The organism is Mesorhizobium sp. LCM 4576 (assembly GCF_001854815.1).
GTDB lineage: Bacteria > Pseudomonadota > Alphaproteobacteria > Rhizobiales > Rhizobiaceae > Mesorhizobium > Mesorhizobium plurifarium.
The window spans coordinates 73,892-85,711 of the sequence record NZ_MDDT01000012.1 but is presented as its reverse complement, the minus strand read 5'-3'; the positions used below and the strand labels follow the sequence as shown (position 1 = coordinate 85,711).

At 65.7% G+C, this 11,820-nt stretch carries 7 protein-coding genes; 4 read left to right on the top strand and 3 right to left on the bottom strand.

Going from position 1 to position 11,820, the window contains the following annotated elements:
* Positions 1–667 (top strand): heparinase II/III family protein (locus LCM4576_RS06510; RefSeq protein ID WP_198540213.1); only part of this gene is annotated, 667 nt, incomplete at its 5' end.
* Positions 668–757: 90 nt separating this feature from the next.
* Positions 758–2,374 (top strand): bifunctional phosphoribosylaminoimidazolecarboxamide formyltransferase/IMP cyclohydrolase, encoded by a 1,617-nt coding sequence (gene purH / locus LCM4576_RS06505; protein WP_071031120.1) that lies wholly within the window; start codon positions 758–760, stop codon positions 2,372–2,374.
* Positions 2,375–2,534: 160 nt separating this feature from the next.
* Here purH and LCM4576_RS06500 read toward each other — a convergent pair whose 3' ends face one another.
* On the bottom strand, positions 2,535–3,944 hold the full coding sequence (locus LCM4576_RS06500) for an MFS transporter (protein WP_071031118.1): 1,410 nt from the start codon (positions 3,942–3,944) through the stop codon (positions 2,535–2,537).
* A gap of 432 nt (positions 3,945–4,376) precedes the next feature.
* Positions 4,377–9,152 carry an NAD-glutamate dehydrogenase gene (locus tag LCM4576_RS06495; RefSeq protein ID WP_071031116.1) on the bottom strand — a complete coding sequence of 1,592 codons (4,776 nt, stop codon included), beginning with the start codon at positions 9,150–9,152 and terminating at the stop codon, positions 4,377–4,379.
* Between the two features lie 128 nt (positions 9,153–9,280).
* Between LCM4576_RS06495 and LCM4576_RS06490 the strand changes: the two genes are divergently transcribed.
* Positions 9,281–9,844: a peroxidase-related enzyme gene (locus LCM4576_RS06490; RefSeq protein ID WP_071031115.1), complete on the top strand. Its 564-nt coding sequence runs from the start codon at positions 9,281–9,283 to the stop codon at positions 9,842–9,844.
* 21 nt (positions 9,845–9,865) lie between these two features.
* Here the strand turns inward: LCM4576_RS06490 and LCM4576_RS06485 are convergent, their stop codons facing one another.
* A complete protein-coding gene (locus tag LCM4576_RS06485; protein WP_071031113.1) occupies positions 9,866–10,477 on the bottom strand; it encodes a LysE family translocator in 612 nt (203 codons plus the stop codon).
* Between the two features lie 691 nt (positions 10,478–11,168).
* Between LCM4576_RS06485 and LCM4576_RS06480 the strand changes: the two genes are divergently transcribed.
* The gene (locus LCM4576_RS06480) at positions 11,169–11,792 is read left to right on the top strand and encodes a DUF1062 domain-containing protein (protein ID WP_071031111.1); all 624 of its coding nucleotides are present in this window, start codon (positions 11,169–11,171) and stop codon (positions 11,790–11,792) included.
* Positions 11,793–11,820 lie beyond the last annotated feature (28 nt).

Sequence of the window (11,820 nt, the reverse complement as noted above, 5' to 3'; positions counted from 1 at the left end):
CTGCCTCGCCTTCGAGCTTTCCTCCGGGCGTCAGCACTTCATCGTCAATGCCGGCATCGACACCTACGGCGCCCCGGAATTCCGGCCGCTGGCCCGCGCCACCGCCGCGCACTCGACAGCGACGATCAACGACACCTCGTCGGCGCGCTTCAGCCACTCGCTGCGCGTCAGCGATCTTTTGGGCTCGCCCCTGATCGGCGGTCCGCAGCATGTGCCCTGCAAGCGCCTCGACCAGAAGGGCATGCAGGGCTTCGTCGCCCGCCATGACGGCTATGTCCAGCAATTCGGCTTCCTGCACGAGCGCGAGCTGAAGCTCGGCACGAACGGCAACGTGCTTGCCGGGCGCGACCGTTTCCTGCGCCCGGGCAATGCGGCGATCCGCAACAATGGCCGCGACTTCGTCACGGTGCGCTTCCACGTCCATCCCGATATCAGCCTGCTGCAGGACGACCACGACCGGCTGACCCTTGCCGCCGCGCAGGGCGACAGCTGGGTCTTCACCTGCGCCGAAGTGGTGCCGGAGGTCGAGGAATCGATCTATTTCGCCGGTCTGGGCGGCCCGCGCCGCAGCCGGCAGATCGTGCTCGCCTTCAAGGCCTCGGCAATTGCCGAGGTCCACTGGCAGCTGACCCGCACCGATATCGCCGGCTATCCCGAGAACAACTGAGTTGCAAATCCGGCTGCGAGCTTGATTTCCGGGGCTCATATGCTAGGGCCGGCCAACGTCCCTTCCAACAGCTCTGAAAGGCCGCCCGCCATGGCCGTGCCCACGAAAAACATTCCGGCGCCGGATCTCGTTCCGGTGCGCCGCGCCCTGCTTTCCGTCTTCGACAAGACCGGCCTGATCGACTTCGCCAAGGCGCTCGCCGCTGCCGGCGTCGAATTGGTCTCGACGGGCGGCACGGCAAAGGCCATTGCCGAGGCTGGCCTTGCGGTGCGCGACGTCTCCGACCTCACCGGCTTTCCCGAGATCATGGACGGCCGGGTGAAGACCTTGCATCCGTCGGTGCATGGCGCGCTGCTCGGCATCCGCGACGATGCCGACCATGCTAAGGCCATGCGCGACCATCACATCGAGCCCATCGATCTCGTTGTCTCGAACCTCTACCCGTTCGAGGAGGTCCGCCGCTCCGGTGCCGGCTACRCCTCGATCGTCGAGAACATCGACATCGGCGGGCCGGCGATGATCCGCGCCTCGGCCAAGAACCACGCCTATGTCGCCATCGTCACCGACCCGGCCGATTATGCGTCCGTCGTCAACGCGCTGGAGATGAATCTTGGCTCGCTCTCGCTCGACTTCCGCAAGATGCTGGCGGCCAAGGCCTTTGCCCGCACCGCGACCTATGACGCGGCGATCTCGGGCTGGTTCGCCGAGGCGCTCGAGATCGAGCATCCGACATGGCGCGCTTTCGGCGGCCGGCTCGACCAGGTGATGCGCTATGGCGAGAACCCGCACCAGAGCGCGGGCTTCTACCTGTCGGGCGACAAGCGGCCGGGCGTGGCGACGGCAAGGCAGTTGCAGGGCAAGCAGCTCTCCTACAACAACATCAACGATACCGACGCCGCCTTCGAGCTGGTCGGCGAGTTCGATCCCGCCCGCTCCGCGGCGATCGCCATCATCAAGCACGCCAACCCTTGCGGCGTCGCCGAAGGCTTATCGCTGAAGGCGGCCTATGCCAAGGCGCTGGCCTGCGACCCGGTCTCGGCCTTCGGCGGCATCGTCGCCATGAACCGCATCCTCGACGCCGAGGCGGCGGAAGAGATCGTGAAGACCTTCACCGAGGTCATCATCGCGCCCGACGCCACCGACGAAGCCGCCGCGATCGTCGCGGCGAAGAAGAATTTGCGTCTGCTGGTCACCGGCGGCCTGCCCGACCCGCGCGCTGCCGGCACGACGGTGAAATCGGTGGCCGGCGGGTTGCTGGTGCAAAGCCGCGACAACGCCGTGGTCGACGACCTCGAATTGAAAGTGGTGACCAAGCGTGCGCCGACGCCGGCCGAACTGGCCGACCTCAAATTCGCCTTCCGCGTCGCCAAGCACGTCAAATCGAACGCCATCGTCTACGTTAAGGACGGAGCGACGGTCGGCATCGGCGCCGGCCAGATGAGCCGCGTCGATTCTTCCCGCATCGCCGCCCGCAAGGCGCTGGACGCGGCGGAAGCCGCCGGCCTCGCCGAACCGCTGACCAAGGGCTCCGTCGTCGCCTCGGACGCCTTCTTCCCCTTCGCCGACGGGCTACTGTCGGCAATCGAGGCCGGCGCCACGGCCGTGATCCAACCCGGCGGCTCGATGCGCGACGAGGACGTCATCGCCGCCGCCGACGAGCACGGCATCGCCATGGTCTTCACGGGCGTAAGGCATTTCAGGCATTAGCGCCTCTTTCCTTCTCCACTGTGGGAGAAGGTGGATCGGCGCACAGCGCCGAGACGGATGAGGGGTGTTCCAGCGGAGTGAGACGTTGGCTTTCCCTGGAGCACCCCTCATCCGTCGCCTTCGGCGACACCTTCTCCCACAAGGGGAGAAGGGAATTGCGCTACCGCTTGTCCGCCGGATAGGGCGTTCCGACCAGGATCGCCATGCCGATGCCGAGGAACAGGATGATTGCCGCCATGCCGAGCCGTGGTGAATCGCYCATGGCCGTTATGGTCGCCACCATGAACGGCGCCAGGAAGCTGGTCGCCCGGCCCGCCAGCGCGTAGATGCCGAAATAGCGGCCCGACTCGGCGGCGGTGACGCTGCGCGCCATGTAGGAGCGCGACGAGGCCTGCACCGGGCCGAAGGCGAGCCCGATCAGCAGCCCATAGAGGATATAGGCTTTTTCGGCCGCGGTGCCGAACAGGCCGCCGGAATCGGCGGTCGACAGCGGAATGAGGCCGAGCAGCGTGAAACCTGGGCCGGTCGAGACGACGCCGATCGTGGCGACCGACAGCATCGCCAGCGAGATCATCACCACCGCTTTAGAGCCGAGGGCCGTGTCCAGCCGCGCCGCGATCCAGCAGCCGAAGATGGCGACGATGTTGAGGATGATGCCGAACAGGCCGATCTCGGTGATCGACCAGTGGAACATGCCGGCCGCGAACGTGCCGCCGAGCGCGAGCAGCGCATTGACGCCGTCCTGATAGATCATGCGCGCCAGGAGGAAGCGCAGTATGCCGCTGCGCTGGCGCACCTCGGCGAGCGTCGACTTCAGCTCCGACAGGCCCTCGCGCACCGCCGGCCCGATCGGAATTCCCTTGCTGGCGTCGGGCGTGAAGAAGAACATCGGCAGGATGAACAGGAAATACCAGCCGGCCGACATCGGCCCGGTGAAACGCGCGTCCTCGCCGAGCTTGGGGTCGAGGCCGAACAAGGGATCGAGGCCGATGATCGTCTTGCCGGTTTCGAGATTGCCGGCCAGGAACAGCACCACGAAGATCAGCGCCACCATGCCGCCGAGATAGCCGAGGCCCCAGGCGACGTTGGAGATGCGGCCGATCTCTTCCTTAGGCACCAGCCGCGGCATCATGGAATCGTTGAACACGGTCGAGAATTCGGCCGCAACCGAAGCCAGCGAGAACAAAAGCACGACCAGGAACAGGTTCGACCCCGGCGCGGCGAACCACAACAAGGTAAGGCTGACGATCTTGATCGTGGCGAAGAAGGCGATCCACGGCTTGCGCGGCCCGGTCTGGTCGGCGATCGAGCCGAGCACCGGCGACAGCACCGCGATAACCAGGCCGGCCGCGGCAATGCCGTAGCCCCAGGCCGCCTGTCCGGCGGTCGGGTCGCTCGCCATGCGCGAGACGAAATAGGGTCCGAAGATGAAGGTGGTGACGACGGTGAAGAAAGGCTGCGCCGCCCAGTCGAAGAACATCCAGCCCCAGATGCCGCGCCCCGATGCCCGCTGCACTGTCTCTACTGCCGCCATGCTTTCTCCCCTGGCATCGCTCGCGTCGGGCGCCATGTCTGCATGTTTTCAACCAGCGATGCAAATGAACAAGCGCGGCGCTGCCGTTGCCTTCCTCGCCCCACGCAATGGGCTACGCTATGCACACATCTTCTGTGATTGACTGATCGACCTGGCTTGATTGCCACGTGGTTCCCCCAATCCGTCGCTGCTTCGCAGCGCCACCTTTCCCCCCTCCGGAGGGAAAGGAAGGGAGCCCTGCTGGACGAGCGCTGACGGCAAAAAGCTTGGCGCCTTTCCTCTACCCCGTCGATCGGGGGAGAGGTGGCTCGGCGAAGCCGAGACGGAGTGGGGGTCGACCAGCGCCACATGAGACAATGCATGCGCCAAGCTGCCATGCACGCTATCGCCAAAGGCCGGCCGCCCTACGAAGCCCCTCTCCGCCTCGCTACGCTCGGCACCYCTCCCCACTGCGTGGGGCGAGGAACGTCACATCCCCGTCAGGTCACTCATCAGGCCCGACGCCACCGACAGCCGCGACACGGTGATGTCGCCGCCTTCGGTCAGCGTCTGCAGCCGCTCGCGGATGCGCGCGACGCGCTCGCCGCCGGCTTCGAGYCAGGCCGCGACCGGATCCGCGGCCGTGCCGTGCGCGGTCAGCGCCGCCACCGCGATGCCGCGGCGCGCCACGCCGATCGTGTCGGTGGCGCGCGACAGCGCCAGCTGGTCGTAATAGTCGGGCGGCATGATCGAGCGCGCCGCTTCCTCGACGCGCGGGATGCGGAAGGCGTCGCTGACGGCGAAGAAGGCCTTGGCCGCGCTGACGATGTCGGCACTGGCGGTGCGTGCGGTGAGCGCGACATCCGGGATCAGCTCGGCCACCTCGGTCAGGGCGAGCTGCCCGGCGAGCCTTTCCGGCGCGCCGCACTTGAACAGGCCGTGCCGCCGCTCCTCGATGCGCTCGCGCGAGAAGGCCGGCAGCAGCGACACCAGCTTCGGCTCAAGCGCCTTGCGGGCTTCCTGCAATTCGGCGATGCGCTGGCTGAGCGGCGCCGAGCCTGCATCGTTCTTCAGGTACCAGCCGCTGGTCACGAAGATAAGCCGGCTAACCGCCTGGTAGAGATCAAGCTGGATCTGGCCGTCGATCTGGTTGTCGAGCGCGTCGATCTCCTTGTAGAGCGCCGGCAGCGCAAAGCCGTCTCGGACCACGGCGAAGGTGCGCACGACATGGGCCGCGGTGCGGCCCGTCGCCTCCTGCAGCCGGTTGACGAAGGACGGTCCGCCGCGGTTGACGAGATCGTTGGCGAYGACGCGCGCGATGATCTCGCGCCGCAGCCTGTGGTCGCGGATCTCGCCGGCGAATTTCTTCGCCATGCGCTCCGGGAAATAGGCCATCAGGTCGCGGTCGAAATGCGGATCGTCCGGCACGTCGCTGGCGACGATGTCGGAGAACAGCACGATCTTGGCATAGGCCAGCAGCACGCCGAGCTCGGCCCTGGTCAGCGGCTCGCCGCGCGCCTCGCGTTCGGCGAGCGCCGCCGGCGAGGGCAGCGTCTCGACCGCGCGGTCGAGCAGGCCGCGCGATTCCAGCGCCGTCATGAAACGTGCCTGGTGYGCGATGTCGGCAAGGCCGCGCTTGCGCGCCAGCGATAGCGCCAGCGTCTGCTGATAGTTGTTGGAGAGCACCAGCGCGCCCACCTCGTCGGTCATTTCGGCGAGCAGCTTGTTGCGCGCCGGCCGCGCCAGCGAGCCTTTGCGCATGGCGGACGCCAGCGCGATCTTGATGTTGACCTCGACGTCGGAGCAGTTGACACCGCCCGAATTGTCGATGGCGTCCGAGTTGCAGCGTCCGCCATTCAGGCCGAACTCGATGCGCGCCCGCTGTGTGACGCCGAGATTGGCGCCTTCGCCGATGACTTTCGCCCGGACATCGAGCGCGGTGACGCGGATGGCGTCGTTGGCGCGGTCGCCGACATCCTGATTGCTTTCCCCGGAAGCCCGCACATAGGTGCCGATGCCGCCGAACCACAGAAGATCGACCGGCGCCTTGAGGATGGCGTTCATGATCTCGACCGGCGTCGCCGTCGTCTTGGCGAGGCCGATCGCGGCGGCGGCCGCCTGCGGCAGCGTGATCGATTTCTGGCTGCGCGAAACAATGACGCCGCCTTCCGACAGTTTCGACTTGTCATAGTCCTGCCAGGACGAGCGCGGCAGCGCGAACATGCGCTGGCGCTCGGCCATCGACGCCGCCATGTCGGGATCGGGATCGATGAAGATGTCGCGATGGTCGAAGGCGGCGATCAGTCTGGTCTGCGGCGACAAGAGCATGCCGTTGCCGAACACGTCGCCCGACATGTCGCCGACGCCGACGACGGTGAAGGACGCGGTCTGGATGTCGCGGTTCATCTCACGGAAATGCCGCTTCACCGCTTCCCAGGCGCCCTTGGCGGTGATGCCCATCTTCTTGTGGTCGTAGCCGGCCGAACCGCCGCTGGCGAAGGCGTCGTCCAGCCAGAAGTGGTGCTTCTCGGAAATCGCGTTGGCGGTGTCGGAGAAGGTCGCCGTGCCCTTGTCGGCGGCGAYGACGAAATACGGATCGTCAGGATCACGCCGCACCACGCCGGCCGGCGGGATGACGCCGTCGACGCCGATATTGTCGGTGATCGAGAGCAGGCTGGAGACGAAGTTCTTGTAAGCCGAGGTGCCGGCCTCGAAGATGGCGTCGCGCCCGGCACTCATCGGCAGCTTCTTGGGATAGAAGCCGCCCTTGGCGCCGACCGGCACGATGACAGCGTTCTTGACCTGCTGCGCCTTGACCAGGCCGAGCACCTCCGTGCGGTAGTCCTGGGCGCGGTCCGACCAGCGCAGGCCGCCGCGCGCCACCGGGCCGAAACGCAGATGCACGCCCTCGACCTCGGAGCCGTAGACGAAGATCTCGCGCCATGGCCTGGGCGCCGGCAGGCCCTCGACCGCCTGCGAGTCGAGCTTGATTGCCAGCGACTGCCCCTTCGCTTTCGTATCGGCTACGAAATGATTGGTGCGCAGCGAGGCTTCGATCAGGTTGAGATAGCGGCGGATGATGGTGTCGTCATCGATATTGGGCACCTCCTCCAGCGCGTCCTTGATCTTGGCCTTGAGGTGCTTGGCCGCCACCGCGCCGTCGCCCTCCGCCGCCGGTCCGAGACGGGCGACGAACAGGTCATGCAGGCCGCGCGCGATCTCGGGATAACGGTTGAGCGCCGCGGCGATGAAATCCTGGCTCTGCGGGATGCCGGCCTGCTGCAGATAGCGGCCATAGGCGCGCAGGATCGTGATCTCGCCCGACCACAGGCCGGCGGTCTGCGCCAGGCCGTTATAGCCGTCATTGTCGACATCGCCGCGCCAGACCGACAGGAACGCGTCCTCGAACAGCGCGCCGCCGTCGGTAAGGTCTATTCGCGCGCCGTAGCTGTTCTCCAGCTCCATGTCGTGGATGAACACCCGATCAGCCGGATCGCCGCCGACCTCGAAGGTGCGCTCGCTGATGACGCGGAAGCCGATATTTTCCAGCACCGGCACACGTCGCGACAGCGCCACCGGGCTGCCGAAATGGTAGATCTTCAAAGCCGCCTGGTGCGGCTTCTGGTCGGCATGGCGGTAATAGTCGATGGCGATCGGATTGACCACGCCGATCTTCGCGATGCGCCCGGCATCGGCCAGCGCCACGGCGGCCGAGAAGGAGTCCCGGTAGCTTTCGGGGAAACGCGCCGCGATCGCCTTCAGCGCCGGATCGCTGCCGGCGGCCTCCGCGGCTTCGGAGAGCGCGTCCTCCCAGGTGCGCACGATGTCGCGGATCGCCGCCTCGATCGTCGACTGCTCGATCTTCGGCGTCTTGCCGCCGGAACGGCCGATGATGAAATGCACGCGCRCCAGCCCGCCTTCCGGGAAGGCCGGGTAATAGGCCGACAGCCGGCCCTCGAACACGGTCTTGAGATAGGCGCCGATCTTCTCGCGCACGACGCTGTCATAGCGGTCGCGCGGCACGAAGACCAGGATCGAGACGAAGCGGTCGAACTGGTCGGCACGCACCAGCGCCCTGACGCGCGGCCGCTCGATGAGCCCAAGGATGGCGCTGGCATGTTTGCGCAGGATGGGGACGGGGACCTGGAAGAGCTCGTCGCGCGGATAGCTCTCCAGCACGTTGATCAGCGCCTTGCCCGAATGGTCGTTCGGGTTGAAGCCGGACTTAGCGATGATGGTCTCCGCCTTCGAGCGCAGATAGGGGATCTTCATCACCGAGCGCGTGTAGGCGGTCGAGGTGAACAGGCCGAYGATGCGCAGCTCACCCGCCAGCGCGCCTTTCGACGTGTAGGTCTTGACGCCGATGTAATCGAGATAGATGCGCCGATGCACCGACGACTTGGCGTTGGCCTTGGTGACGATCAGCGGCTCCGGCCCGTGCAGGAAGGCGCGGATCTCGGGCGTCGTCGTCACCGCCTCGGTGCCACGCCTCAGCACCAGCACGTCGGGATCCGACAGAATACCCATGCCAGGCTTCTCGGCGCGCTCCAGACTGCCGCTTTCCTCGCCGCCGACATATTTGAACTCGCGCATGCCGAGGAAGGTGAAATTGTCGTCGCGCAGCCATTCGAGGAAGGCGATCGCCTCGGCGACGCTCTTCTTGTCGAGCGGCACGGCCGAATAGCGGAATTCGGAAATCGCCTGGTCGAGACGGGCGAGCATGCGCTTCCAGTCGACGACGGCGGCGCGGACCTGCGAAAGCGTCTTGCGCAGCCGCTCGGTGAGGTTTCTCGCCTGGTCGGCGGTCAGCCGCGGGATATGCACATGGACGACGCTTAGCCGGTCGTGCTTGTCATCCTCCTTGCCGGCGTCGCCAAGCACCTCGGCCACACCGTTCTTGCCGTGGCGTACGGTGACGATCGGATGGGTGACCAGCGTCGGCTCGCCACTGACCTCGGTGATCTCGCCCAGGATGGAATCGAACAGGAACGGCATGTTGTCGTTGACGACGGTGATGACCGTCACCGGCCGGCCGCCGCATGCAACGCCCGAATCGGCCTCGACGGCGATGACGCTTTCGCCTTTCCTGTGGCTGGCGACCGCTTGGGCGGCGAGCTCGCCGGCGCGTTCGAGATCGGCCACGTCATAGGCCGCGATGTCTTCGGCAGGCGCCCGTGCCAGCAGATAGTCGGCAAGCCTTGCGGATTTTTCCTCCGCCTTCGCGGCGGCGGCTTTCTTCTTCGGCTTGGATTTAACGCTGGCCATGACGCTTGGTCCCTCCCGTCGTATGCTTTTGCGGCTATCGTAGCAGATGACCGCCGTTTCGCGACAAAGGTTTGACGACGCATTAAAAAATTCGAACCGACGCCGTTGCCTTGCAAGGAGAACGACCCATGAATGACAGGATTACCGCGCTTGACCTTGTCCAGGCGGAGCTCAGCGAGGCGACGAAAGCCTATTTCGACAAATGCCGGGAGAAGCTCGGCCTCGTGCCCAACGTGCTTCTCGCCTACGCCTTCGACGAGAAGAAGCTGCGCGCCTTCACCGACATGTACAACGACCTGATGCTGGGCGAGTCCGGCCTGTCGAAGTTGGARCGCGAGATGATCGCCGTGGTCGTCTCCTCGATCAACCACTGCTTCTATTGCCTGACCGCCCATGGCGCGGCGGTGCGCCAGCTGTCGGGCGAGCCGGCGCTGGGCGAGATGATGGTGATGAATTTCCGCGCCGCCGATCTGTCGGACCGCCAGCGCGCCATGCTCGAATTCGCCGTGAAGGTCACGGAAGAGCCGGCTAAAATCGTCGAAGCCGACCGCGCGRCCTTGCGGCAAGCCGGTTTCTCCGATCGCGACATCTGGGACATCGCCTCGACCGCCGCCTTCTTCAACATGTCGAACCGGGTGGCCGCCGCGGTCGACATGCGGCCGAACCCTGAGTACCACGCCATGGCAAGGTAGGCTTCGCCTGGAAAGCCCGGATCAGCGCGCGGCGATTGCCGCGGCGGCGCCCGCCATCGTCGTGGCRCTGACGCGGTTGGCGATCTTCATGGCCCGCTTGCTCTWGAGCAGCCGGCGCGYCTGCGAAGCGGYCAGCACCCAGGCAAGGTCGATGACGACCAGCACGATGGCCATGGTCAGCGTCAGCTCGACCCAGCCGATGAGGCTGACCGAGGCAAGATCGATGATGGTCGGCAGCAGCGCCAGATAGAACATCATGATCTTCGGATTGCCCAGCGTTACCGCCATGCCGGCAAAGAACAGTTTCAGGGCCGAATCCTCGCGCGGCATCTCGCCTTCCTTGGCCTCGACCGGCGCCGTCCACATCTTGAACGCCAGATAGGCGAGATAGGCAACTCCAACCCATTTCACGACGACGAAGGCGTAGTGGAAGGTCTGCGCCACGACGGCCAGCCCGAACACCGCCAGCGACAGCCAGATGGCCTCGCCGATCCACATCGCCAGCAGGAAGGGGAAGACATCGCGAAAACCCTTCGAGATCACCCGCGCCACAAGGGCCGCGATCGACGGRCCGGGCGAGCCCGCGGCAACGAAGAGGGCGGYGGCGAAGATCAGCAGCGAGGCGAGATGCATGGGGTCGTTTCCTATAGGACGGAAACGAACGATAGCCGATCAGAGCGAATTTGGCACGCCCGGCAAGGGGGCTCGCGTTGAGGATGGAGACAATAGCTGCCAGCGCYGGCGCTGCCCCTCATCCGCCCTTCRGGCACCTTCTCCTCGTAAACGGGGCGAAGGGACGCTGGCGGCGACGATTTCGCCAATCGCAAACGTCGTAGAACAGGAGCCGGCGACGCGGCCAGCCTCTTTCTCCCCGTTCACGGGGAGAAATGCCCGGCAGGGCAATGAGGGGCAGCGCAGACATCCGTGTTTAGCCCTTGCTCCTCCACTGCCACACGTCTAGAAGACCCGCCTCGACATTCATTTCAGAGCATCACTTTGCCTCAGTAACCGCCGGTCTCGCCAACTCCTCCGAATGCACCGCAGGCGCAGCACTGGCGCGTCTGCTCCACTTCATGTGTTCTTCAGGGGGCGGTTCGAGACCGGTTTGGCATTGCTGAGCCGCCGCGTGTGATCCACGCCGACGCCTGACTTCCTGATAACACAGTCTCTCGCCACGCCGTGCCCACACGAGCATGATCCCGAACCGAAGGTCCGCGTCAGCGAAAAGTGGTACCCGGTTTTCGGTAAAGATCATGCTCAACAAAAAGGGGCATCTCGGACATTGCCGGCCTGACGGACTTCCCGACGGGAAGGGCCTACCGGCATGTCCACCTTGCGTGTCCATTGGACGATCGCGCCCGCAATCGCGCCTCGACCTCTCATCAACTGCAACCGGTGCGGCGGCGTCAGGCCCTACAAATGCAGCGAGAAATTCCGCGTCAACGCCAACGGCAAACGCATCGACGTCTGGCTGATCTACCGCTGTACAGGCTGCGACAACTCCTGGAATTTCACCATCCTGGAGCGGCGAAACCGCCGCGATATCGAGCCGGCGCTGCTTACGGCCCTCGAATGCAACGATCCCGCGCTCGTGCGCCGCTTTGCCTTCGATGCCGCCGCGCTGCGCAATCGCGCCGGGCGGGTCGAGGAATTTGCCGACATCACGGTCCATAAGGAGCCGCCTGCCGGCGAACCTGGACACGCGACCGCGCTTTGGCTCGAGCTTCGGCTGGAGGGCACGACGCCTTTGCGGCTGGACCGCTTGCTTGCCGGCGAGCTCGGCCTCCCGCGATCGAGGCTTCAGGCCCTCGAGGGCCGAGGGCGGCTGACCGTCGGATCGGACGGCGCCAGGACCTTGCGCAAGCCGGTTCGCGATGGCCTGGCGGTGCGCATCGATCTGACCGGGGAGGCTGATCGCAACGCCATCCTGTCGGCAGCGTGCCGCTGAAACGAAAAGAGGGAGTAGATACTCCCTC